The following is a 23,955-nucleotide window of genomic DNA, read 5'->3' as shown; positions in this document are numbered from 1 at the left end:
GGGGCTTGAGAGCTTTAAAAGGACTCACGCCAATCCTCATAATAGGGATGGTTTGGACCAAGTGAACGGGCCCGGGGCAATCGCTGCCACGGGCCAGACACTTTTTCTTATGTCTTCGGAAACGTAAATCCTTCCCCAAACACATCCCTCACATCATGGACCACCACAAACGCTTTCTCATCAATTTGCTGGATCATTTTTTTCAAAAGGAAGAGCTCTTGTTTATTGATCACGACATACAAGATATCCTTGGATTCTTTCGAATAGTGACCTCTTGCGTTGATGACAGTGACCCCGCGGTCCATTTCGGCGCTCACTTTTTCAGCGATGGCGTCGGTATGCGCGGAAATAATCGTGACGGCCTTTCTGGTATCGAAACCGTCAATCAAGTAATCGAGGATCTTCGTACTGATATAGATGGAAATTCCCGTGTACATCGTATTCTCCACCCCGATGACAAACGAAGAACCGAGAACGACGATAATATCGAACACGAACATCGACGTACTCACGGCCCAGCCGAAATGCTGGTTGAGCATGCGGGCAATGATGGTGGATCCTCCCGTCGTCCCCCCTGAACGCAGTACAATCCCAAGGCCGAGACCGATGAACACACCGGCGAAGACCGTCCCAAGCATGATGTCGACGGAGTTGCCCATATCTTCTGTCAGATGAATGAAGAGGGAGGAAAAGAAGATGGCGAGCATGGTGTACCACGTCACCCGTTTATTTAATACTTTATAACCGATCGCCAAGAGGACCCCGTTCATGACGAAGTTGGTGATACCCGGTGACCATCCCAAGACATAATAGAGGGTCATGGAGATACCGGTCACGCCGCCTTCCCCAAGCTCATTCGGGATGGCGAACAAGTTCACCCCGAGGGCAAAGAAAAGGGACCCTATCATAATAAGCGTTATTTCTTTCACAGTCGTATTCATTTCATCACTCCGTTCCAGTTGAATACTAGGATACTATAGCACAGTGTATATATTCGAACAAGATTGTTCTACAATATTATTCGGGAAACAGTCAGTCCTATGGTAAAATAGGAGAAAAGAACGTATAGGCGGGTTAATTGGAAATGAGAAAAGAAACGGTCGAGCAAAAAGTGTATCATCTAATAAAGAATGCCATCTTGAATAGGCAAATGGCGCCTGGAAACCAATTATTTGAGAGTGCCATTGCAGAGAAGGTCAAGGCAAGCAGGACTCCGATTCGAAGCGCCATCTCGAAGCTAGAAGCTGAAGGGCTTGTGAATGTCATTCCTAATAAGGGAGCGTTCATCGTTCAGCCGACAATCGAAGAAATGGTCCAGGCTTTTGAAATGAGGAAAAATCTTGAAGAGATGGCGATCCAAAACGGATTCTCACATCTTGGAACGAACGAAATCGATCAACTGAAACTATTTCTCGAAGAAATGAGAACGGCCTACAAGGAACGAGAAATCGTTTTGTATCAGGAAAAAAACAACGCCTTCCATCTTGTCCTCGCAAAGGCAAGCGGAAACCGATATCTCGTTGAATTCATGGAGGAAATCCTGAACCGGATTACCATCTATATGGTACTGTATGATGTCTTTACAGAAGACAATGAAGAACGGGATCTCCTGGAACATGAAGAAATGATCAAGCATATTGAAGGTGGGGATGAGGAAAAGCTCCAAACATTACTTCTACGACATCTTGATGATAGTTTGAATAAGCTCCAGCAGGATAAGGTGAATTATCAGTCGATTACTGCGCTGTTTTGAAAAGGGAATTGGGTTCCTTCATGAGGAACTTCAACCCTGATAATCCAGGTTTTTCTCTTTGAAAATGAAAGGGGAACTCCTGGATCTTCTTTTTACATACATCATATTGTCGAAAGGTAATTCTTTAGTGTTGTGCACTTTATAGGTCATATTCCAGATTAAATAAAGGGATTTCAACTTTCAAATCGAATTATGAACTAGTATGAATTTACGTTCGTATCTGAAAGGAGAATATCCTACATGAAAATGGTGAAATCCATTCCTGCGTTGCCAGTGAGGAATATGAAGCAAAGCATGGATTTTTATTGCGATAAGCTTGGCTTTACTCCAGTCCATCATGAAGACGGGTTTGCTGTCCTTATGTGTCATGAGGTTCGAATTCATCTTTGGGAAGCAAGTGATGAAGGTTGGCGTACGCGTGATCTTTCTTTACCAGTCTGTTCAGGTGCAGAATCCTTTATTGCAGGAACCGCCAGTTGCCGGATTGAAGTCGAGGGGATAGATGAACTATACAGACGTATACTGCCTTTGGATATTTTACATCCTAATGCACGAATAACTGATCAATGGTGGGGTGAACGTGACTTTGGAGTAATGGATCCTGACCATAACCTCATTGCTTTTTTTGAACCAATATAAGCAGTTGAAAAGAACTCTAAACCGTACCATTTGGCTGTAATCCACTGACATACTGTCGTCAGCATCAGACATGGGAGCGAAAGAGTACGAGCCACCTACAGAACGTGGTGAGGGATTCATTACGGCTTCTGTGGTGAATCCGTTTGGGAACATCCTGGGCATTATGTTCAATCAGCATTATTTGGAGGTCCTGGATTCCACCAGAAAAGATTGACACGCGCCGTCGGCATGCAGCTTAACACATATTTTCTTCGACTGACTGTCCTACATAGGGTTTCCACCTCCCTATATAGGACAGTTTTGCTTTTGTATTCATGTTGCCCATAAAATATACTGGACACAAGCAAACTTCAACACAAGTGGGTCATAAGCATGTTCCGGTTAGTAAACCATCTATTTACAAAGCCTGATATTGAGGATAAGCTAATCAGGAATCCATACTCATGGATCAGAGCGAGTACCGTATCTTTGAATAAATTCGCTATAAACATGATAGAAATAGCCATTCATATAATCTGCAACACACCAACACCCAATAATGAAAAGGATGTATCGACAGGAGAATCTCTATGGAATTACTGAATGCACACAAGCTAATCCGGACCGACTTTTGTTTTGAAGGTGATCCCCATTGGGAAGACAGCACCATCGTCTTTCATTCAACTATGGAAAATGAAACACGATACTTGAAGACAGATGAATACCTTTTTTATACACAGCAGAAAGAGATGGAGCTCTATTGGAAAAAAGGTTTCAAATGCTCCATAGAAGCGTTGGAAGATGCATGTGTTTTAAATGAGTGCTTCCTTTATGAACTAATCCTTATGACCGACACTAACAGGGAGATCATAGGATACGTTACCATGAACGATCTTGCCCGGGAATTGAATGATCGATTTCAGAAGTTGGAAGCCTATTTCCATACGATCATTGATACCATTGATAATTCTGTATCTGTTGTTGACAGAGAAGGAAGGACGATTGTCTGGACCAAGGGTGCGGAAAATATCTTTTCCATTCAGAAAGAAGATATATTGGGGAAGGATATGAAACATTTCTTCCCGAAAGAAATGTTATTGAATGAAGAATCCATGCTGACAGGGAAAACATACAGACATCATCTTCATAAACCGAGGGAAGATCTTTTTGTATTGATCAGCACCAATCCGGTCGTGTCCAATGGCGAGATCATTGGAGCGGTGGCTGCCGAAACAGATGTGACTAGTCATGTCATGATGAACAGGGAATTATTGAATGCTTCATCGAAAATTCAACAATTGCAGCACAAGGTAGCCAAACTTAACGACATGAGGGATCCCTTTCAAAGGATCAAAGGATCCAGCTCTGAAATAAAGAAGGCCATTTCTTTAGCGAAAAAGATGGCTAAAACAAAAGAAAATGTATTATTGCTTGGAGAGACCGGGGTAGGAAAAGAAGTATTTGCCAAGGCCATCCACGATGAAAGCCAAGGTGAAAAACCGTTTATCGCGTTGAATTGTGGTGCATTGTCCCCGGCACTATTTGAAAGTGAATTGTTTGGATATGAGAAAGGATCTTTTTCCGGGGGTGACCCTAACGGAAAGATCGGGAAAGTGGAACTTGCCGGTGAAGGGACGTTATTGCTGGACGAAGTAGGAGACTTGCCCATGGATCTGCAGGTTAAGTTGTTGAGGGTGCTTGAGAATAAGTCGTATTATTCTGTAGGAGGCTTGACGTTAAAATCTGTCCGGTGCAGAGTGATAGCGGCTACGAATAAGAACGTGGAAGCTATGGTGGAAACAGGCGAATTTCGGGAGGATCTATATTACCGGTTGAATACCTTAAGCATCGATATTCCCCCTTTGAGGAAGAGAAAACAAGATATTTTAGAGCTTTTTCATCTATTTATGTACGAATCATCTTTAAAGTATGACTGTGACATCCACTATATAGCTCCTCAAATTACGCAACTTCTCCTTGAATACGATTGGAAGGGGAATATCAGGGAGCTCAAAAATGTCGTCGACAGGATGGTGCTTTTATCAGAGGGCGGATATATCGTGCCAAGTCTGCTTCCTGAAAAGATAGCCGGCTTGCTTGAAACCACCTTTATTCCGTCATCAAGGGAATTAGAGGTTGATATGAATCAGTATGAAAAGCGAAAGATCCTGGAAGCGCTGGAAAATGAGAACGGGAACAAAACAGAAGCAGCAAAGAGATTAGGCATCACTCGGGCTACACTATACAATAAAATGAAAAAACTAAAGATTGACGGTTTTCGTTAGAAGACGAAACCTTGAATAAGTAAAACCCAAGAAGGCTGATTGACCAGCATTCTTGGGTTTTTGATTTGGTGCGTTTTTTGAGCCCGATTAAAGCATGATGTATAAATCGTTTTACAACCTAACGTGATATGTCTAAATAACTTGACACGTTGGACGGAAAGCCACGTTGTTGTTTTGGACTGGATGTTCACAATCCTGCACAACAAAAGGCCAAACGAATAGCTGTTGCGCATGACTTCATGATGGGAGTAGATCGAGAGATAGCAGTCGGTTCCCTTCACTTTGGCATGAAAGTTGCATGCCGTATAGATGAAGGGAGGAATACGATGAATTCAAGAATCAGTGCAGTAGAAGATTTTTTAAGAGACAACCAGTGGACAGGGGGCTTGATTACGTCGAGGTATAACATCCACTATTTAGCTGGTTTTGATTATGATCCACACGAGCGGTTTGTGGGGATCTTCCTTTTTGTTGAGCGAGGTCCCTTATTCGTATTACCCGAAATGGAAGTAAACATGCTTTTGGAAACGGGTTGGAACGATGATTATCTTGGCTATCAAGACACAGAAGATGTCTGGAGCAAATTGAAAACCCATTTAGGGGCACGTGCCAACGAAATCAGGGAGTTTGGTGTAGAAGAAAAAATGCTTACACTAAAAAACAGCAAAGAACTGCAAAACGTATTTCCGGGTATGACGTTTCAGCATTTGGATCAAAAGCTTTCTGACATGAGGCTGATCAAAAGACAGGAAGAAATCAGGCATTTAAAAATGGCAGCTCACTATGCGGATGAAGCCATCGCGATTGGAATCTCTGCTTTATATGAAGGTGTAACCGAATTAGAAGTGTTAGGGAAAATTGAATATGAATTAAAGAAAGTCAGAATTCGTGAGATGTCTTTCAGCCCGATGGTTCTCTTCGGAAGTAATGCCAGCAACCCCCACGGTGTTACAAGCAATCACCCGCTACAGCCGGGGGATACGGTCATTTTTGATTTGGGTGTCATCTACAACGGATACTGCTCAGATATAACCAGAACGGTTGTTTTCAAAGAACTGAAGGATGAAGTTCTGGAAATGTATGACCTGGTTCTGCGTGCAAACCTGGCTGCACTGGAAGAATGCCGACCTGGAAATCAATTGGCCAAAATAGACGATGCAGCAAGGCGAGTGATCAGAGAAGGGGGCTACGGTCGTCATTTTCCTCACAGAATCGGTCATGGCCTCGGCATGGAAGTCCATGAGGAACCGTCGATTCATTCCGCCAATCATCAATCTCTAAGAGAAGGCATGGTTCTGACCGTGGAACCTGGTATCTATGTAAGTGGGATCGGTGGTGTAAGAATTGAAGATGATGTCGTCATAACCGAAGATGGCTATGAGGTTTTAACCATGTTTCCAAAAGGCTTACACATAATAGGAGGAAATGATCATGAATCGAGTGCAAAAGGTCCAAAAGGAATTAGAAAAGCATGATGCTCAAGGAATTCTGATTACGAAAGATATCAATAGAAGGTATGTCTCGGGGTTTACAGGCAGTGCAGGGGTTGTTCTCGTCACCAGAAATGAAGCTGTCTTGATTACAGACTTTCGCTATGCTGAACAAGCAGCAAAAGAAGCGAAGGGACTCAGGATAGTCATTCATAAAGGGGATATCATCAAAGAAGTGAATGATTCCATTCAACAGATGGGGTTGAGCAGTGTATGGATTGAAGAAGGTGATATGAGCTTAAAAACGTATTTGGCTTTGAGCGAAGCAACGGCAGTGGAGCTTAAGAAATCCAATCAGCTGATTGAAAAGATCAGGGAAATCAAAGAACCTGTTGAAATCGATTTACTAACGAAGGCGGCAGCGATTGCAGATGAAGCTTTCTCAAAGATTATTTCCTTTATCAAGCCCGGTATGACTGAAATGGAGGTGAAGAACCGACTTGAGATGACAATGAGGGAATTAGGGGCTTCCTCCTCTTCATTCAATATGATCGTCGCATCAGGGGAAAGAGCCGCTTTCCCCCACGGAGTTGCCTCTTCTAAAAAGATTGAATCAGGAGATATGATCACGCTGGATTTTGGTGCGCTGTATGAGGGATATTGTTCCGATATTACGAGAACGGTGTCTGTCGGACAGCCAACGAATCGCTTCAAGGAAATATATGATAGTGTACACGAAGCGTTACGCAGGGGAACCAAGGAAGTGTCTCCAAGGACCCCGACCAATTATATCGATTACGTGGCGAGAAGTTTTATTGAGGAACAGGGTTATGGGGAGAATTTCGGCCACTCCACGGGTCATGGTCTTGGAATGGAAGTCCACGAACCACTGAGGCTATCAAAGGAAAGTGAAGAAGTATTACAAAAAGGAATGGTCATCACAATCGAACCCGGCATTTATATTCCAGGGTTTGGAGGGTGCCGTATAGAGGATGATCTCCTCGTTACGGAGCAGGGCTATGAATGGCTGACAAAATCATCAAGAGATTTGATCATTCTCTAGCAATCAATGAAAGATGAGAGCCGGGACGTGCTTCTGGCTCTCATCCATGAAGGTGGGACTTTTTTTTGAACGAATTCATTATCTATTTAATTGCCATTTTTGGAATAGCTGGTGGAGTCGATAGACTGATAGGAAACAAGTTAGGGTTGGGTAATGAATTTACGAAGGCTTTTCAAAGTATGGGTGCCCTTGGGTTATCTATGATTGGGATGATCTCTTTATCTCCCGTACTAGCCAATATGTTCATACCAATCATTACCCCAGTGTATTCCTTTTTGGGAGCGGATCCCTCTATGTTTGCCTCGACACTCTTTGCCTTGGATATGGGAGGATATAAGCTATCGATGGAAATGGCCAATGACCAGGCGGCTGCCGATTTTGCATGGGTATTTTTAGGGACGATGATGGGGCCGACCCTTGTATTTACCATACCTGTTGCCATCCATTTAATCCCTAAGGAAGATCAGCCGTTTTTTGCCAAAGGTATCCTGATCGGATTGGTCACAATCCCGATAGGCTGTATCGTGGGTGGTCTGATTTCCGGCTATGATGTCATATGGATGGTCAAGAACCTTATCCCGACACTCTTGCTATCGATTTTCATTATGTACTCACTCTCTACATTCCCTCAATTGACAACGAAGGCTTTCTTAGGATTTTCTAGATTCATTGAATGTGTGTTGATTTTCGGACTAGTGATGGTGATGTTTCAAACATTAACAGGTTTAGAGCTTATCAAGAATATGGTGCCAATACAAGAGAGCTTCAAAACCGTTGGGAACATTACGATTATACTGGCGGGTGCCTTCCCTTTCGTTTACTTTTTAAAAGTGGTGTTGAGAAAACCATTCATGAAATTAGGGGAGAAGCTTGATGTAAATGATCAGTCTCTCGTTGGTTTGTTGTCTTCCCTGGCACACCACGTGCCCATGTTTTCCAACTTCAAGGCTCTCGATGATAAGGGGAAAGTCGTGAATACAGCTTTTGCCGTTAGTGGGTCCTTTGTGATGGGGAGTCACCTTGGGTTTGTGGCGGCCATAGATAAGAGCTTTATAGTGCCGATGATTTTCGCTAAATTAACTGCCGGAGTACTGGCAGCCGTGGTGGCCTACGTAGTGATGAAGAAAGGATAGTAGTACTGATTGAATGTTGAAAGGAAGAACATGATGTTGAAGAAAAAAATGAGTTTCGAAGATTTGCTTCTCAAGAATAAAAGAGAAATAGTAGAGAATGAATCGTTACTGGATAGAATAGAAAGAGAGATTGAAGACAGGCAAATGAATGAATCAGTGGAAGAGGAAGTATACACTAATCTCCATTCAAAGAAAGAAGAGTGATGAGTGGGTTACGAGGGGAGTAACGTTTTATCATGAAGCAGCGGGATGGTAAACATGCTCCTTATTCCTTTGTACCATCCCCGGCGTACACTTAATCCCTACCTGCTTTGATAAGTAATTCTGCGTGTTTATGAAGAAATCCCTGTACTTCTAACACAAGATAGGACTAGAATACGATAAAAGGTAAAGGAATAAATGAGCGGAGGGATCTCATTGGAGAGAAGGACATTGAAGGTATCTCGATTACCAGGATATGAAGAAGAAATCGGACGATGGTTATGGTGTTTAGAAGATATTCGCCGTACTCTTCTGACACAATTAACGGGAATAAACCAACGTATACTCGATACAAAAGTGGATGAAAGACAAACGATTGGCTCGCTGTTATATCACATTGCATTGGTAGAAGCAGATTGGTTATATGTTGAAGTCATTGGCGGTGAATGGGATCCGGAAATACGGTCGTTGTTTCCCCTCGGAGTCAGCACTGAAGACGGCTCTTTGACCCATATTGAGGGACAAAGTCTGGAAGTGCATGTTCACCGCCTTAACAAGGTGCGTGAAGTATTTCTTTCCCACTTTCGATCAATGGACCTGACGGATTGGCGTAAACCAAGGGTACTTGAACAGTATGATGTTACACCTGAGTGGGTGGTTTATCATCTGATTGAACATGAATCCCATCATAGGGGGCAGATATTCCATTTGCTCAAGAAATTACAGCATCATTAAGGTGTCAATAATAGAAGAAAGGGGAGGGGTACGGTGGATCGAAGGAATCAGGTGATTTGTGATAAACGATCGTATTCCAGGGATATTCAATCTCATCAACATGATTTTGGCCAATTATTGTTTCCATTGCAGGGTTCCTTAGACATCAAGACGGACCTGCAGGAACTCAACCTCACTTCAGATTATTGCTTTTATCTCCCGCCTGCGTCCAGTCATGATTTTCACTCTACTGATCGAAATGAATTCCTCACGTTGGATATTCCTGATCATTTCTTACCGGGAGATACAGAAAGCATGTATGTCCGGTTGGATGAATCGTGGGCTTCAATTCGATTCTTACTGTTAGAAGAGGCTGAGAATAAGAGAGGATCTTCGGCCGCACTAACCGATTTAACCCGATACGTGACACATAAATTAAAAGCAACCCCTTTTGCTTCCATTGACTATATTCATCAACATTATAGGGAGTCCTTGAGCTTGGACACTTTAGCGGCCATCGAACATTATCATCCTGCTTATTATTCCTCCTGGTTTAAACGGAAAACAGGTAAAAGCCCCAAGCTGTATATCACGGAATTACGGCTGAAGGATGCGAAGCAATTGTTAATGACCACCTCATGGAGTATATCGGCTATAAGTGAAGAAATCGGCTTTGAGAACTCATCATCCTTTACCAGATGGTTTGTGAAGTGGGAAGGAACCACTCCCCAGTCGTACAGAATGATTAAAAAGGGATAAAAGGTCGCTTAAATCCGGTAAAGAGAAACGCTTCGTTTTCTTCTACAATAAGGGAAAGTTCTTTTTATTGGGGTGAATCGAATGCAAGAAAAGTTGGCTCCCTTTTGGGTTTTACTTGCCGCCATATTATGGGGGACCACCGGAACCGCTCAGGCACTCGCTCCAGAGGCTGCGCACCCCGTCGTGATTGGGGCTGTGCGTTTAGCTCTCGGTGGAATTCCTTTGCTCATGATCGTACTGTTACTGGGGAGGTTGAACCTTAGACATTGGCCCATCAAGGAAACGTTCCTTGCTTCTCTCTGTATGGCCTGTTATCAACCTCTCTTTTTCTCAGCCGTCACCATGACGGGAGTGGCGATTGGAACCGTGATCGCGATTGGCAGTGCGCCAATTTTATCAGGTTTGATTGAATGGATTTTTTTGAAAAAGAGTCCTGGGAGGGTATGGTGGTACTCTACGGTCCTCTCTGTGATGGGATGCTTCCTGATTTTTGCTAATAAAGAAGCCATGAATGTAGATCCATATGGAATCGTGATGGCTTTGGGGGCAGGATTATCCTTTGCTTGTTACACCTTTGTCAGTGGGAAATTAGTTGGGAGACATTCTCCCATCGTGATCGTGGCCGTCGTGTTTTCCATCAGTGCCATCATCTTATCACCGTTGTTATTCCTTTATGACATTTCGTGGATCACCGAGTGGAATGGATTCGCCGTCAGCCTCCATCTAGGAATCGTCGCAACAGGATTTGCTTATGTTCTGTTTGCAAACGGTCTTATCCACCTTCCTTCTTCCACGGCCGTCACCCTTTCATTAGGAGAACCCCTGACCGCTGCATGTCTGGGTGTATTCCTCATCGGTGAACATCTAACCCTCCCGTCTTGGGTAGGGATCGGCTTCTTGCTAATAGGGATTGGAATGTTGATTCTGAAATCGGAAGATAGGAGTATAGATGCTGACTTTTTTGTAAGTGAAAAAGATTGTTAAGGGAAAGAGCCACGGTCGGTCATGTCGTTCTTAGTGATCATGAAGGGTGACATGACTACATCCTTATCACAAAAAAACAGCCGACATACGCCGGCTGCCTTCACTCTTTAGCTTTTCTGAGCATTCATCGCTTCCCATTCTTCCTTACTAGGGCCATACACGCCAGGAACCTTCAAATCAGCCTGTCTCATAAGAGTCGTCAACTGTCCACGGTGATGCGCCTGGTGCTGAATAAGCAGGCGGAATACGGCTTGCACCGGCATGTCCATCCCGAATAGATTCACCACTTCGTTCATCTTTTCATCTGAAACCTGTTCAGAAACGGCTTCTGAAAGACGCATGCTTACGGTTTTATACGTTTCGCTGATTTCTGAGGCAGATGCTGGTGCCGCTTTTCGAATGTCTGGTACGTCAAATGTGATACCGAGCTGAGCCGGGAAGTAATAAGCGGATCCCGTGATATGCCAGGCGACGCTTCCAATGCTGTATAAGTCAGGTGCAACTTCATGTTTCAATGACTCATCCGTCATGGCATCCAGGACCTTTTGGGTGACGGCGGCTTCTTGTTTCCATTCTTGTACGAAACTACTTACGGTTGTGAACATGGTAATTCCCTCCTTTAAATATCAAACACTTTCTGTTTCATTGTAGCATGGGGAGTTGGTTTGAGGCTTCTATTAAGAACTTATAGTAGTGGAAAAAGATCGGGGAGCCACGGGGACAGGTACCGTGGTTCCTTTTATGAAGAAAAAGGACCAATGAACCTGTCCCTGTGGCCCCGAAACTCAAACAACCCGCGACGGCCCAGGCTGTCGCGGGTTTGTACGTTTGGAAACCAAATCACTCAGAAACGAGCAACTGCGTCTTACTCGTTTTAAATTCCCCAATCCAATGAGGACTAACATGCTGATCGGTGACAATATAATCGATCTTTTCAAGTGGGGCGATCCGGACGGTGACTTCCTTGCCGAATTTGGTGTGGTCTGCTGCCACGTAGACTTTCTTCGAGAGCTCGATGATTTTTTTCCTTGTGACGGCTTCTTCAAGGTTATAATCCGAAATGCCTCGCTCGGTGGTGATTCCGCTCGCGCAAATAAAGGCTTTGACAATGTTCAGCTCGTCGAAATTGAAAATGTAGTCGTAGGCGACGACGGAGCTTTCGTGTCTTCTGATTTTGCCCCCGATGATGATGAGTTCGACCTCACTGTTGATGAGCTCCGTAATGACAGGCAGAGAATTGGTCACGACGGTCAGGTTTTTTCTGTTCTTGATGGCTTTTGCCAATTGGTAGGTCGTGGAACCGCTGTCGATATATATGCAGTCTCCCTCTTGAATCTGTTCATTGCACAGTCGCGCGATGCTTTCCTTTTCTTCCAGGTGGCTCACCATTCGATCAGCCATCGCGGATTCCCCTGCGTCATCTTCAACTAATTTGATCCCACCATAAATCTTCTCGATCTCATTATTTTCAGAAAGGATGTTTAAGTCTCTCCTAAGTGTATCGATGGATATGCCTAACTCTTCCGTAAGTTCTGCGTGTTTTAGTACCTTCTTTTCTTTTAATAAGTCAATGATTCTTTGACGTCTTTCCAGTGGAAACATACCCTCACCCATTCTTTATTGTTACTTGTAGTGTAAGGGTACTGGCGGAAACTTTCAATGATGATTATGTAAAAATTTGAAAACATCTCTGTTAACGTATGCGTAAGTTAGTTAAGAGTTATGTATGATATGTGCAACTTTTACATAACATTTACACAAAACGTAACGTCTGTTTACAGAAAGTTTTTATACTGAGGGTGTGATTGAGGGAGGTGACGCGTTTGCTTACATTACATGGAGTTCGCAAACAATTCGATAAAAAAGTCGTGCTAGAGGATATCACGATCGATATTAACCAAGGGGAAATCGTTTCGCTTCTGGGACCGAGCGGAAGTGGGAAAACGACGCTGCTCAACATCATCCTGGGGCTGACAAACATGGATGATGGCCAAATCATCTTCAACGGGCAGGACGTGTCAAAGGTTTCGATGAAAAAGCGGGGATTCAACATCGTCTTTCAGGATTATGCGTTATTTCCGAATTTGAACGCCTATCAAAATATCGTCTATGGCCTCAAAAATCAGAAATCGAGGTTGTCAGAGGCAGAACTGCAGGAATACATTGACTTCCTCGAGCTTAAGCCTCATCTGGAAAAACGGATCGGGGAGTTATCAGGCGGTCAGAAACAGAGAGTCGCCCTTGCCCGGACATTGGTGACGAGGCCGAAAGTGCTGTTACTCGATGAGCCGCTCAGTGCACTTGATGGTGTGATCAAGGAGTCCATCAAGGATCGGATCAAGTCGATCGCGAAAGAGCTGGGGCTCACGACGATCATCGTCACCCATGATCCCGAGGAAGCACTGACGCTTTCCGATAAAATTCTCATTATTAATGAAGGAAAGGTCGCTCAGTATGGAACGCCTAAGGAGATTATCCAACAGCCAGAGGATGAGTTCGTCCGGGAGTTCATACTAAAGCAATTGCAAATTAAGCGAAACAATATTTATGCCCTGTTTGGTGATAGCTATGAATAAAGTAAAACCGGAAATGAGGATCATCTTTTACGCTGCAATTGGATTATTTCTACTTTTTTTGGCCCTGCCCCTCATGGTCTTACTGATGAAGTCTCTGGAAAGCGGTCAGGGGTTCACGTTCTCGACGTATCTCGATGCCTTATCCAATGAGGACATACTAACCGCGATCGGAAACAGCTTTAAAGTATCGGCGGTAACCGCTTTGATCACAACGATGCTGGCGTTTGTGATGGCCTACTCGATCGATGCAACGAGAATTCATCCAGCCTTCAAGGGTGTGATGAAAACGGGCATCCTCCTGCCCATGCTGCTTCCGACGATTACATACGGGTTCGCCATTATGTACTCCTTCGGTAATCAAGGGCTGTTCTCGAAGCTGTTTGGCTCGCCGCTCTTTGATATGTATGGCTTTAACGGGCTGCTCATCGGTTATGTGATCTACACATTGCCGCCGGCGTTTCTCGTCATTCATAATTCGTTTCAGTACATTGACAAGAAATTCATCATCGTCTCGAAGCTGATGGGGGACAGCACCCTCAGAAGCTTTATGAATACGATCATCCGCCCGCTATGGGGGACGCTCGGAGGGGCCTTTGTCCTTTCGTTCATCCTAAGCTTTACAGACTTCGGGATTCCCGCTTCCATCGGCGGAACGTATACGGTGGTTGCGACGCTCTTGTATCAGGTGATGCTCGGGTCGATCCCGGATTTCAATCAGGGGGCTGTCATCGCCGTACTGATGCTGCTGCCGGCTGTCCTGGGAATCTTGCTCCTTCGCTATTTGGAGAAATTGAATTTTCATTATGACAAGGTGACGGATACGGAGCTGATGGGGAACCGATGGAGGGACGCGGTCCTTGGATCACTGGCCTTTCTTATTTTATCCGCGATGGTCGCGACGTTTGCGATTATGTTCATCGCTCCGTTCCTGAAGCAATATCCGTTCAACAATACCTTTACCTGGGAGCATATCATCGATACGTTCACCTCCAGTGATTTAACGGGGGTGTATAAGAATTCTCTTTACGTTTCCGTAGTGACGGCAATATTCGGAACCATTGTCGCCTATGGATCGGCCCTGATCAATGAACGAACAGCCGTGAAAGGGAAATCCGTCATGGACGGGATTGCGATGGTGACGAATACGGTTCCCGGGATGGTGCTCGGGCTGTCGTATCTGCTTCTTTTCAATGGGACGAGCTTTAAAGGCACCTTTGCCATCTTGATCTTCTGTAATTTGATTCACTTTTTCACTACTCCGTATTTAATGGCAAAGCATTCCCTGTCGAAGATGAATCCAGGCTGGGAAACGACGGGGGAGCTTCTCGGGGACAGCTGGTTCAAAACCGTGCGCCGGGTGATCATTCCGAACTCGGCCACGACCATTCTTGAGATGGCGGGTTACTATTTCATCAACTCGATGGTCACCATTAGCGGAATCATCTTTCTAATTACGGCCGAAACGTCGTTAGTTTCGAGTAAAATCCAGCAGCTTCAGCACTTTGCGAAGTTTAACGAGATCTTTGTCCTGTCCCTGTTGATTTTCGGGACCAATCTGATCGTCAAGCTGCTTTTGGGCTTTTTGCAAAAAAAGCATCACTTCATACGTTTTGAAAGGTGGCGGCCCAACATAGTGGTCGCAAGCCTTGAAAATAAAAATTCAACTCAAAGGGAGACATGAACATGCTAAGCAAAATGAAAAAAGGGTTTCTACATTTAATGGTTGTATTATGTGTTGCAACACTGGCTGCATGCGGCAGTTCGGCATCAGGGGAGGAAGAAAAAGTCGTGATCTCAACAAATGGGGATGATGAAGCGGTAGAAGCGATGGAAACCGCATTGAAGGGCGCAGGCTATGAAGGAAAGTATGTCATTCAATCCCTCGGGACATCTGAATTAGGCGGAAAGCTTTTAGTAGAGGGAGAGAAAACGGATTCTGATTTGATTACGATGAGTTCCTACTATATTGAAAGTGCTCAGAACAAGTATGACATGTTTGCGGACTTAACGTTCGAACCGAAGGCACTGGATCAGAATCCTGCCTACTATACTCCGATTCTATCGAATACAGGTTCCATTTTCATCAACAGTGAAATCCTGAAGCAAAAAGGGCTAGAAATGCCAACGTCGATCAAGGATTTAGTGAAGCCGGAATACAAAGATCTCGTATCGATTCCGAACATTATGGACTCTTCTACAGGCTGGCTCCTCGTTCAATCGATCATGAGCGAGTACGGGGAAGAAGAGGGGAAAGAGATTCTGCAACAATTGATTGCGAATGTCGGGCCACATCTTGAAAGTTCAGGCTCCGGTCCAATTAAGAAGGTGCAGGCAGGTGAAGTCGCTGTCGGATTCGGACTGCGTCATCAGGCAGTGGCGGCTAAGGAAAATGGAGAGCCCATCGACTTTGTCGACCCGACAGAAGGAAATTTCTCGTTAACTGAATCGGTAGCGGTTGTGAAAAAGGATGAAGCGACCACGAAGCTTGCGCAGGAAATGGCGAAGGTCATCATTGAAGACGGCCGAGATGAATTAATAGAATCCTATCCTGTTGCGCTTTATGAAGGGGAAACCGTTTCTGAGAGCAATAAACCGGCTCATTCGAAGACATTCTCAGAGCCATTGACCGTCGATCTATTGAAAGAACATCAGGAATTCTTTAAATCTGCCAAATAAGGAGAGGGAACCTATGAACGCATATAAGTTGTTAACACCGGGGCCTTTAACGACATCGGGCACGGTCAAAGAGAAAATGCTTGTTGACCGCTGCACATGGGATCAAGACTATAAGACGATCACTCAAAAAATACGACAGCAGCTGCTTGAACTGGGCGGATGTTCAAACGAGGACTACACGGTTGTCCTCATGCAGGGAAGCGGCACATTTGCGGTGGAGTCCGTCATGATGACCGCCATCTCTAAAGAGGATAAGCCGCTCCTGATCACCAATGGTGCTTACGGGGAGCGAATTGTCAAAATGGCTGAGGCGATTGGCATACCATTCAACCAGTACAGTGTGGAGTATGATGAAGTCCCGAAGGAAGAAGAGATTAGAAGAATACTAGAGTCAGACCGGGACATTACCCATATCGTGATGGTGCATTGTGAAACGACTACGGGGATCCTGAACCCATTAGAGATGATCTCAAACGTATCGAGGGAATATGGGAAAACCCTCATCATTGATGCCATGAGCAGCTTCGGAGGGATTCCGATCAACGTACCGGAGCTTGAGATTGACTACTTAATCAGCTCGGCGAATAAATGCATCCAGGGCGTTCCCGGCTTCGGTTTCATCATTGCAAGACGGGATAAGCTGATGGCCTGCGAAGGAAACAGCAAAAGTCTGTCACTCGATTTATATGATCAATGGAAAGGGATGGATGAGGACGGCAAATGGAGATTCACGTCCCCGACCCACGTCGTTGCAGCCTTTTCACAAGCAATCGATGAACTGCTGGAGGAAGGCGGTGTTTCTGCGAGGTTCGATCGGTACCAAACGAATAATAGAGTTTTAAGAGAAAAACTAAACGGGATCGGCTTTGAATCCTATATTGCAGACGAGCTTCAGTCGCCGATCATCACATCGTTTGTATACCCGACGGACGCATTTGATTTCGAAGACTTCTACACGTACGTAAAAGAAAGAGGCTATGTGATTTATCCAGGTAAGCTGACGGAAGTAAATACCTTTAGAATCGGCAACATCGGTGAAATCTATGAAGACGATATAGAAAATCTTTGCGGCGTTATCGCAGGATACATGGGAGATGAGACGGAATGAATAGACTAGAAGCGGTCATTTTTGACTGGGCAGGAACGACTGTAGATTATGGATGTTTTGCCCCTGTAAAGGTATTCATGGATATTTTCAAACAGGCCGGCATCGAGGTGACCATGGAGGAAGCGCGTCGACCAATGGGAATGCTGAAGATCGATCATATCCGGGAGATGCTATCTATGCCGAGAATTTCCGGTCTGTGGGAGGAAGTGCACGGTCGATCATTCCAGGAAGAGGATGTAGAAGCTCTTCATTCAACCTTTGAAACGACGCTATTAACGAATCTGGCAGAATATACGGATCCGATTCCACATGTTATTGACACTGTGGAAAACCTCAGGGAGATGGGGCTGAAGATTGGTTCCACAACGGGTTATACAGGTTCGATGATGGAAATCGTCGCGCCACAGGCAGAAAAGAAAGGCTACCGCCCGGATTTCTATATCACGGCAGACGACACAAACTCCTTCGGCCGACCGTTCCCTTACATGATTTTCCGGAACATGGAGGCTCTTCAATTGACGGCACCTTGGAAGGTCGTCAAAGTCGGTGACACGGTATCTGATATGAAAGAAGGCGTCAATGCAGGAGTCTGGACCGTGGGTGTGATTGAAGGGAGTTCGGAAATGGGGCTGACTCAGGAGGAGTTTGATAGTCTTTCAGAGACGGAGAAGAATGGCGTACGGGCCAAAGTGGAACAAGTTTTCTACTCAAACGGCGCTGATTTTACCATCCGGACCATGAAAGAGCTACCGGAGTTGATTGAAATAATCAATGAAAAGATCCAACAAGGAAAGCGGCCGTATGAGCAAGAACGAATTGAAGCGTGAGGGGGATATAAATAGCAGTTTCCTGCGTTCCCAGTGGAATCAGCAATTATCCGGGCGAAGTACCGCATTCCTTCAGGAGGATGACCGGTCTTTTCTTAAGCAATCGATGTCGACTCCCTGCCTCGAGGCGGTTTCGGATGCTGACGGCTGCTATATCACGGATGTGAACGGGCGAAGGTATCTGGACTTTCATGGAAACAGCCTTCATCAGGTCGGCTACAAAAACCCGTATGTTGTGGAGGCAGTCAAGAAGCAAGTAGAGGAGCTGCCGTTCATTCCGAGGCGATTTACTGCGGACATTACGATTCGAGCGGCTCAGGCACTTGTGAACAAAACGACGTCAAAGGATTGTCGGGTCCTGTTTACGCCATCAGGCAGTGCCGCTGTTGGACTCGCTCTTAAAATCGCCCGCAAGGCAACCGGACGGCACAAGGTCATCTCCATGTGGGAATCGTTCCACGGGGCAGGACTTGATACGATTTCCGTCGGGGGCGAGTATGTGTTCAAGAAAGACATGGGTCCCCTCATGCCGGGAGTACTGAAAGGGATTCCGTATAATGGCTACCGGAATCTCATCAACAGTGAAGACCCTGAAGGGATCGCGTCCTTTTGCCTTCGGTATCTGGAATACATGATTGAAAACGAAGGGGACATCGGGGCGATCTTGCTGGAGCCGATCCGGGCCACCGATACGCATATCCCGCCTCGCAGCTATTTCGAAGGACTGCGGAGGATCTGTGATCACTATGGGATCCTTTTGATTTTTGATGAAATCCCGACCGGCCTTTACCGCAGTGGAACGTTTTACGTCCATCAGCAGTTTGGTGTGGAACCGGACCTACTTGTATTGGGGAAAGGGCTGGGAGGGGGAGTCATCCCGCAGGCTGCGGTCCTTGCGAAAACGGAGTACGATTGTGCCGGGGATGTTTCTCTCGGGCATTATACACATGAGAAGCCGGCACTCGGAAGCGCAGCGATCCTCGCTACGATTGACTATATCGACGATTATAATCTCGGGGAGCGGTGCCAGGCACTTTCATCGTTTGTGCGTGATGAGCTGAACAGGCTTGCTGAGCGTCATGAATGTATCGGGGACGTACGGATTGCAGGACTCATGATTTCGATTGAACTGGTGAAGGACCGGGGAACGAAGGAAAGACACCCGGATTTAGCTGAGCGTGTGTTGTATTACTGCCTGGAAAGAGGATTGTCGTTTAAGGTTTCGGGTGGGAATTGCATGACGTGGCATCCTCCGCTTGTTGTGACGGAGGAGGAGTTGGGGTTTGCTGTGGGGTTGGTTGATGAGGCGTTGGGTGAGTTGGTTTGAGCCGAGGGGACAGGTCCCTTGGCTCTTTTTTTGTGGAAGCAAGTGGACGGTTCTTTTGCTTTTTTTTAAGTGAAGAGGAGACAACTAAATCTATCTTCCCGGATAGTGATTGAAGTATGATGATTGGTAAGAGCGGCAATCAGAATTTGAGGGGAAGCGGATAAACTTTACACTACATGAAGCAATTGAAATATTGGAGAGAACCCCAGTTGCACTGGAAACGTTCTTGACTGGTTTGTCAAAAGGATGGCTGGAATGTCATGAAGGCGATGGGGCGGCCATGATGTGCCGAAATGACAATTGTAGTAGCATCATTGTTGGTATATTAACAAGTAGAACTCACCGAAGTGAATGTGGCGAGTTTCTTTATATAGAAATACAATTATGGATACGGCTCATCGTAATCTTTCAAATAAGATGTATTCCCCTTTATGGAAGAACCAGGGGAAGTGAAATAAGCGGAGTTTTTCCGGTTACATTCAGAATGGAACTTGTTTTGGGGGTACATAAGCGGAAGTTTTCCGCTTATGTATAGAGAAATTACCTATTTATGTGTTTTTTGATTAAATAGGTGGAATCTTTCCGTCTATTTCAGTCTTTTTCAATAGTCATTATAAATTAAGGGGAATTTTTCCGTCTATTTATCAGCTGTGGTGTTTGACCATATCTCTCAATTGATACGTGCGTCTTCTTTTGAACCTATAGGTGGGAAGCAAGGGGACGGTTTTTATGAAAAGGAAGCAGAAGGACCGTCCCTGTGCATCTTACTTCAACTTCAATTCAATCTCATATTCCTTCATCTCAGCCTCAAAATCATCCTCCGCTCCCTGATGCCCCGAGAACTCCATCTTGATCCACTCGATATCCTCCGCGTGGCCTCTTTCAAGGTACCAGATGATATTCCCTTCCTTGATGACCCCTTTGTCGATCTCTCCGCCGATGCTATCTGAGACCCACATATCGGGCATGTCAATTTGTTCCCCGGTGCTAGTGACGAGGACGGCCTGGTCCGGGTAAAACGTGAACTTGCCATCCGTTGTATTTTCCATTTTGAATTTCACTCCCACTGCTGATGTCTCTGCGGTTTCATCTTCCATCGTAGGAGCTTTATCCGTCACAACTGTTTTCTGAATTTCCATCTTCAATCCATTGTAATCGTCCGACCAGGTAGCGTCATTGTAATACGTCCAAATATCATCTTCTTGTGCTTTTTTCTCAGGTTTTTCTTCCTTAGCTGGTTCACTTGTCGTCTTGGCCTCGGCTTTTTCCGTATCATTTTTATCCAGTTCCTCCACAGCTGCATCCCCACCACAGCCTGCAAGCATGAGGGACATTGCACCAGCGAATAGTAACCACATAATCTTCTTCATAAAAAATTCCTCCTCTTGAAATTGAATGTAAAACATTTCCTGATATTTTTAGTGTAATGGGTGACCCTTTTGAATTTTTGGTAAGGGGAGGGTTCTATTTTAAAAATCATTTAATATATGGGAACTGGGGTGACATGGAATGCGTTAAAATGCATCTGTGGAAAAAGTGGTATTGGGACAAGAAAGCTCTCTCTTCGCTCTTGGAGTAGTTCTAAAGTCACATATAGTATTTTAATAGGTTTTGTTCATTGACAATCGTGGTATAAAAGAACGATGATAAAATTCCTTTTTTTGTCATCCTCCCATTTCTAAATAGAATGATGAAGATAAGGGTGGTACTATATCATTAGCGGAATAATCTGTAAGGGAGATGCCAGCATGGGACTCTACAATGACTTGAATGACATTCAAAGTGTGATCCATTCCCGAACGAGCGATATTCAGGAAAAGATTTCGCGATTGAGGGATGCAAAGAACGCCATACTGAATGAACAAAGTCAACTATTAAATGAAATCAAGCAAATCCAACAGCCGGAATTACATAAAAATTGGATGGGTCCGAGGTCGGAAGAGTATCATGCGGAACGGGATTCTGCCCTTCAGGCGATGAGGCAAATTGGACATGAAAATTATGACGAATACGTCAGTTCCATAGAATCAAAGATTCATTCCTTGGAAGCGCAGCAAGGGGTTATTAGCTTCTACGGAAATCTGGCCAATGACGCAGAATATTTACTTTCCAAAGGTGAAGATTTTTATGAGCAGGTCTCCCATAAACTCATTGACTTGAAAGGAAGGTTATTTTAGATGAATGTGAGCTCGGGATCTGGAGGCGGATCAACGCAGCAAATAAAGCTCAACCATAGTGAGGTCATGGCGAAACTGAATGAAGCGATCAACTCACTGGAACGGCTTCAGCTGAAGGCACCCGCACAGGGGCAGTTGGGACGGAACAAGCTGAATTATACGGATGCATGGATTCAGCGCGAACAGAACATTCAATTGTTATTGAAGGAATACATCGCCACAGTGGAAAAGAATATTGAAGATACCAAAGCAAATGTAGAAGCTTTAAAACAACAGGATGAAGCCATAACAAGATCCTGATAGAAAGGCAGACGCGACCATTGAACGTATATGAAGCCCCCACTTTACTCGACGCAATGTCATCACGTCGACATGAATACGAGACATTAAGAGATCAACTTGTCACACTTAAAAGCTCTTTTCAAGCCATTGTGGAACTTGACGATGAATTCCAGGGAAAGGGTGCCGATGCTATTAAAGGCTTTTACGGTGCTCAAATCGATGTCGTGGAGATTTGGATTCAACTTGCTGAAAGTAACATCGCTTTTTTCAATGGCATTCAGGGTGACGCAGAAGGGCGAAACCTTGGCAGGGAAACGGTGGAACTTCCATTCCTGGAGGAAGATCTTCATCAAAGTGAGCGACGTTCAGGTGAAATGATCGCTGCACAGCAGCAGGAACTCCAAAGAATCCTCAATCGCATAAGCGACATCCAACCGCTGAATGTCTTTTCAAGGGATCGATTCGATACCCATATGGAAGAGGCAAGGAGGCAGCGAGAAGATACACTTGACTCCGTCAATCGATTTGATGAAGAATTAAAAAGAGAATATCAACATTTAGAGGTCAGCGAACAGATACTCACAGGGCTGATGAGGGAATTAATGGAATCGTCCAGGCAAGGAAATCACACCTCACCGCTCTATTTCAACGCGGCAGCCTATTACTCCAGTGATGCCTATCAGCTGACAGACGACATCACAGCCCAGACCGACTCTTACTTGAAATTCAAAGAATCACAAGAACAGGCGAGAGAGCCCAAACCGATACCGGAAGAAGATGTCAACGAAAATCCCCTCACCGAATCCCTCAACAGTTTCAAAGAAATCGGACAGGATATCTGGGCCGGGATGGAGAAGAGAAATGAAGACAAATTTGACTCCGTCTATGATTTTGGAAACTATATTACAGCTGGGGCCCCGGATTTAGTCAAGGGCTTTGCGAGTGGTCTGAATGAACGAGCTGAAGTAGCAACCGACTCAGCCTCTGACTTTATCAACTACCTGACGATGGGTGGAATGGACCTCTTTAACGGAGCAGTCAATCCAGATGACACATACTCTAAAGAACACTGGTTGAACAGCTTCGGTTTGGCAGCACTCCTTGTCGGCGGGGCCAAACCTGGATTGAAAGTAAAAGGTGGCACGAATATATCAACTCCCGCACCTAAGACCGTTCCGAAAGTTTCATTGAACCATAGATGGGATCAGATCCGTTTGGGGATTGATGATCTTTATAACCGTCCTATGATGGTTGCGGATAATGGGATGTTGGTTGGTGGAGAGCCTGGGTGGAGTAGGTTTTCTGTGGAAAGGACCGTTAAGGAGAGAGAGATAGGTACTGGTGATGGGGTTGGTGCTAAGGGTACGGATGAAATTAGTCATCGTGCTGAAAATATAGTTGATGAAGTTGCATCTATAAATAGTTTCAAAAACCAAATAGAAGAAGTTTTAAGAGAACTTGATTTAAAGTTGAGTGACTTTCAAGAATTAAAACTAAAGCATGAATCAAATTTAACTAGTGATGAAGTTCTAATCATGAAAGAAATAAGAGATTCGGTACCTCCTATTAGAAAAGATACAATGTTACAAAAAACAATTCCTGCAAATGATATTGAAAAATATTTATCTGGTGAGTATGCAGAAATAGGAGGATATGTTGCTAAATATGATGATGTTGGTCATATTAAAAACCATGGTGACGTAGTTGAATCTTTCCGTCTTGATTACACTTCCTGGGATGGGAGCAGGCCTTTTCCTGATGACGGGAATGTGTATGGGAAAATTAAATTTACCACTAATAATGTAGATAATATTGAAATACCTTATGGAAAGTGCTTCGGAGGAATGAATACAGATGGTCCTCCATGTACACTAAATGGTTTTACAGGATCAAGAAATGGTGAACTAGTTCCTGAATGGCAGTTTGATAATAGATATCTTCCTAATAATGGTGCGGAGTTATATAAAGTTACGGACGGTATTGAAGAACTTGTAGCCATATTTGATAGTGATATAAAAATATTTGTACCAGTTAAATAATAA

The 23,955-nt window shown here is 44.6% G+C and carries 23 protein-coding genes and 1 pseudogene; 20 read left to right on the top strand and 4 right to left on the bottom strand.

Annotated elements, in window-relative coordinates; genetic code table 11:
* Positions 1-107 precede the first annotated feature (107 nt).
* The gene (locus ACXAF2_RS16540; RefSeq protein WP_475140225.1) at positions 108-941 is read right to left on the bottom strand and encodes a YitT family protein; all 834 of its coding nucleotides are present in this window, start codon (positions 939-941) and stop codon (positions 108-110) included.
* 143 nt (positions 942-1,084) lie between these two features.
* On the opposite strand from ACXAF2_RS16540, the gene ACXAF2_RS16535 reads away from it, so the two are divergent.
* The 11 genes and pseudogenes from ACXAF2_RS16535 (at position 1,085) to ACXAF2_RS16485 (ending at position 10,940) form a co-directional block, all read left to right on the top strand.
* A complete protein-coding gene (locus ACXAF2_RS16535; protein ID WP_475140224.1) occupies positions 1,085-1,753 on the top strand; it encodes a GntR family transcriptional regulator in 669 nt (222 codons plus the stop codon).
* Between the two features lie 240 nt (positions 1,754-1,993).
* On the top strand, positions 1,994-2,392 hold the full coding sequence (locus tag ACXAF2_RS16530; RefSeq protein ID WP_475140222.1) for a bleomycin resistance protein: 399 nt from the start codon (positions 1,994-1,996) through the stop codon (positions 2,390-2,392).
* A gap of 70 nt (positions 2,393-2,462) precedes the next feature.
* Positions 2,463-2,606 (top strand): annotated as a pseudogene (locus ACXAF2_RS16525) (VOC family protein); the annotation flags it as partial.
* 355 nt (positions 2,607-2,961) lie between these two features.
* A complete protein-coding gene (locus tag ACXAF2_RS16520; protein WP_475140220.1) occupies positions 2,962-4,656 on the top strand; it encodes a sigma-54 interaction domain-containing protein in 1,695 nt (564 codons plus the stop codon).
* 326 nt (positions 4,657-4,982) lie between these two features.
* The gene (locus ACXAF2_RS16515; RefSeq protein ID WP_475140219.1) at positions 4,983-6,131 is read left to right on the top strand and encodes a M24 family metallopeptidase; all 1,149 of its coding nucleotides are present in this window, start codon (positions 4,983-4,985) and stop codon (positions 6,129-6,131) included.
* Positions 6,085-7,149 (top strand): M24 family metallopeptidase, encoded by a 1,065-nt coding sequence (locus tag ACXAF2_RS16510; RefSeq protein WP_475140430.1) that lies wholly within the window; start codon positions 6,085-6,087, stop codon positions 7,147-7,149. The genes ACXAF2_RS16515 and ACXAF2_RS16510 overlap by 47 nt, the downstream gene beginning before the upstream one ends.
* Before the next feature lie 65 nt (positions 7,150-7,214).
* Positions 7,215-8,282: an ethanolamine utilization protein EutH gene (gene eutH, locus ACXAF2_RS16505; protein WP_475140218.1), complete on the top strand. Its 1,068-nt coding sequence runs from the start codon at positions 7,215-7,217 to the stop codon at positions 8,280-8,282.
* A 33-nt stretch (positions 8,283-8,315) separates the two neighbouring features.
* Positions 8,316-8,486, top strand: coding sequence for an FbpB family small basic protein (locus ACXAF2_RS16500; protein ID WP_475140217.1), 171 nt, complete (start codon positions 8,316-8,318; stop codon positions 8,484-8,486).
* A gap of 213 nt (positions 8,487-8,699) precedes the next feature.
* The gene (locus tag ACXAF2_RS16495) at positions 8,700-9,218 is read left to right on the top strand and encodes a DinB family protein (protein WP_475140215.1); all 519 of its coding nucleotides are present in this window, start codon (positions 8,700-8,702) and stop codon (positions 9,216-9,218) included.
* A gap of 33 nt (positions 9,219-9,251) precedes the next feature.
* On the top strand, positions 9,252-9,956 hold the full coding sequence (locus ACXAF2_RS16490) for a helix-turn-helix transcriptional regulator (protein ID WP_475140214.1): 705 nt from the start codon (positions 9,252-9,254) through the stop codon (positions 9,954-9,956).
* Between the two features lie 81 nt (positions 9,957-10,037).
* Complete coding sequence (locus ACXAF2_RS16485) at positions 10,038-10,940, top strand: DMT family transporter (RefSeq protein ID WP_475140213.1); 903 nt, start codon at positions 10,038-10,040, stop codon at positions 10,938-10,940.
* A 107-nt stretch (positions 10,941-11,047) separates the two neighbouring features.
* Here the strand turns inward: ACXAF2_RS16485 and ACXAF2_RS16480 are convergent, their stop codons facing one another.
* Both ACXAF2_RS16480 and ACXAF2_RS16475 read right to left on the bottom strand, forming a co-directional pair.
* On the bottom strand, positions 11,048-11,545 hold the full coding sequence (locus ACXAF2_RS16480; RefSeq protein WP_475140211.1) for a DinB family protein: 498 nt from the start codon (positions 11,543-11,545) through the stop codon (positions 11,048-11,050).
* Between the two features lie 235 nt (positions 11,546-11,780).
* Entirely contained in the window at positions 11,781-12,542 is a 762-nt protein-coding gene (locus ACXAF2_RS16475) for a DeoR/GlpR family DNA-binding transcription regulator (RefSeq protein ID WP_475140210.1), read from the bottom strand.
* 221 nt (positions 12,543-12,763) lie between these two features.
* Here ACXAF2_RS16475 and ACXAF2_RS16470 point away from each other — a divergent pair, with 221 nt between their 5' ends.
* Genes ACXAF2_RS16470 through pbfA form a run of 6 tightly spaced genes read left to right on the top strand, consistent with a single transcriptional unit; the run spans position 12,764 to position 19,454 of the window.
* Positions 12,764-13,516 (top strand): ABC transporter ATP-binding protein, encoded by a 753-nt coding sequence (locus ACXAF2_RS16470; RefSeq protein ID WP_475140209.1) that lies wholly within the window; start codon positions 12,764-12,766, stop codon positions 13,514-13,516.
* A complete protein-coding gene (locus ACXAF2_RS16465) occupies positions 13,509-15,197 on the top strand; it encodes an ABC transporter permease subunit (RefSeq protein WP_475140208.1) in 1,689 nt (562 codons plus the stop codon). Before ACXAF2_RS16470 ends, ACXAF2_RS16465 begins: the two co-directional genes overlap by 8 nt.
* Positions 15,198-15,199: 2 nt before the next feature.
* Positions 15,200-16,192, top strand: a complete 993-nt coding sequence (locus ACXAF2_RS16460) for an extracellular solute-binding protein (protein WP_475140206.1) — start codon at positions 15,200-15,202, stop codon at positions 16,190-16,192.
* 13 nt (positions 16,193-16,205) lie between these two features.
* Positions 16,206-17,300 (top strand): 2-aminoethylphosphonate--pyruvate transaminase, encoded by a 1,095-nt coding sequence (gene phnW / locus ACXAF2_RS16455; protein ID WP_475140205.1) that lies wholly within the window; start codon positions 16,206-16,208, stop codon positions 17,298-17,300.
* Complete coding sequence (gene phnX, locus ACXAF2_RS16450) at positions 17,297-18,127, top strand: phosphonoacetaldehyde hydrolase (protein ID WP_475140204.1); 831 nt, start codon at positions 17,297-17,299, stop codon at positions 18,125-18,127. Before phnW ends, phnX begins: the two co-directional genes overlap by 4 nt.
* Positions 18,102-19,454, top strand: a complete 1,353-nt coding sequence (gene pbfA, locus ACXAF2_RS16445) for a (R)-1-hydroxy-2-aminoethylphosphonate ammonia-lyase (protein ID WP_475140202.1) — start codon at positions 18,102-18,104, stop codon at positions 19,452-19,454. The genes phnX and pbfA overlap by 26 nt, the downstream gene beginning before the upstream one ends.
* A gap of 764 nt (positions 19,455-20,218) precedes the next feature.
* On the opposite strand, the gene ACXAF2_RS16440 is transcribed toward pbfA, so the two are convergent.
* The gene (locus ACXAF2_RS16440) at positions 20,219-20,824 is read right to left on the bottom strand and encodes a hypothetical protein (RefSeq protein ID WP_475140201.1); all 606 of its coding nucleotides are present in this window, start codon (positions 20,822-20,824) and stop codon (positions 20,219-20,221) included.
* 378 nt (positions 20,825-21,202) lie between these two features.
* Between ACXAF2_RS16440 and ACXAF2_RS16435 the strand changes: the two genes are divergently transcribed.
* Genes ACXAF2_RS16435 through ACXAF2_RS16425 form a run of 3 tightly spaced genes read left to right on the top strand, consistent with a single transcriptional unit; the run spans position 21,203 to position 23,952 of the window.
* Complete coding sequence (locus ACXAF2_RS16435; protein ID WP_475140200.1) at positions 21,203-21,631, top strand: YwqH-like family protein; 429 nt, start codon at positions 21,203-21,205, stop codon at positions 21,629-21,631.
* Complete coding sequence (locus tag ACXAF2_RS16430; protein WP_475140198.1) at positions 21,632-21,931, top strand: DUF5344 family protein; 300 nt, start codon at positions 21,632-21,634, stop codon at positions 21,929-21,931.
* 20 nt (positions 21,932-21,951) lie between these two features.
* Positions 21,952-23,952, top strand: coding sequence for a ribonuclease YeeF family protein (locus tag ACXAF2_RS16425; RefSeq protein WP_475140197.1), 2,001 nt, complete (start codon positions 21,952-21,954; stop codon positions 23,950-23,952).
* Positions 23,953-23,955: the final 3 nt, after the last annotated feature.

The sequence above is a fragment of the Rossellomorea sp. ABR4_004 genome (genome assembly GCF_056159585.1).
The sequence above is the reverse complement of the archived record's forward strand: the minus strand, read 5'-3'. Positions and strand labels throughout refer to the sequence as shown.

Excerpts from the sequence above, each read along its gene's own strand:
- ACXAF2_RS16480 (WP_475140211.1), bottom strand. The coding sequence starts at position 11,545 with ATGTTCACAACCGTAAGTAGTTTCGTACAAGAATGGAAACAAGAAGCC.
- phnW (WP_475140205.1), top strand. The coding sequence starts at position 16,206 with ATGAACGCATATAAGTTGTTAACACCGGGGCCTTTAACGACATCGGGC.
- ACXAF2_RS16430 (WP_475140198.1), top strand. The coding sequence starts at position 21,632 with ATGAATGTGAGCTCGGGATCTGGAGGCGGATCAACGCAGCAAATAAAG.
- ACXAF2_RS16530 (WP_475140222.1), top strand. The coding sequence starts at position 1,994 with ATGAAAATGGTGAAATCCATTCCTGCGTTGCCAGTGAGGAATATGAAG.
- ACXAF2_RS16435 (WP_475140200.1), top strand. The coding sequence starts at position 21,203 with ATGGGACTCTACAATGACTTGAATGACATTCAAAGTGTGATCCATTCC.
- pbfA (WP_475140202.1), top strand. The coding sequence starts at position 18,102 with ATGAGCAAGAACGAATTGAAGCGTGAGGGGGATATAAATAGCAGTTTC.
- phnX (WP_475140204.1), top strand. The coding sequence starts at position 17,297 with ATGAATAGACTAGAAGCGGTCATTTTTGACTGGGCAGGAACGACTGTA.
- ACXAF2_RS16475 (WP_475140210.1), bottom strand. The coding sequence starts at position 12,542 with ATGTTTCCACTGGAAAGACGTCAAAGAATCATTGACTTATTAAAAGAA.
- ACXAF2_RS16500 (WP_475140217.1), top strand. The coding sequence starts at position 8,316 with ATGTTGAAGAAAAAAATGAGTTTCGAAGATTTGCTTCTCAAGAATAAA.
- ACXAF2_RS16485 (WP_475140213.1), top strand. The coding sequence starts at position 10,038 with ATGCAAGAAAAGTTGGCTCCCTTTTGGGTTTTACTTGCCGCCATATTA.
- ACXAF2_RS16540 (WP_475140225.1), bottom strand. The coding sequence starts at position 941 with ATGAATACGACTGTGAAAGAAATAACGCTTATTATGATAGGGTCCCTT.
- ACXAF2_RS16535 (WP_475140224.1), top strand. The coding sequence starts at position 1,085 with ATGAGAAAAGAAACGGTCGAGCAAAAAGTGTATCATCTAATAAAGAAT.
- ACXAF2_RS16440 (WP_475140201.1), bottom strand. The coding sequence starts at position 20,824 with ATGAAGAAGATTATGTGGTTACTATTCGCTGGTGCAATGTCCCTCATG.
- ACXAF2_RS16460 (WP_475140206.1), top strand. The coding sequence starts at position 15,200 with ATGCTAAGCAAAATGAAAAAAGGGTTTCTACATTTAATGGTTGTATTA.
- ACXAF2_RS16465 (WP_475140208.1), top strand. The coding sequence starts at position 13,509 with ATGAATAAAGTAAAACCGGAAATGAGGATCATCTTTTACGCTGCAATT.
- ACXAF2_RS16520 (WP_475140220.1), top strand. The coding sequence starts at position 2,962 with ATGGAATTACTGAATGCACACAAGCTAATCCGGACCGACTTTTGTTTT.
- ACXAF2_RS16515 (WP_475140219.1), top strand. The coding sequence starts at position 4,983 with ATGAATTCAAGAATCAGTGCAGTAGAAGATTTTTTAAGAGACAACCAG.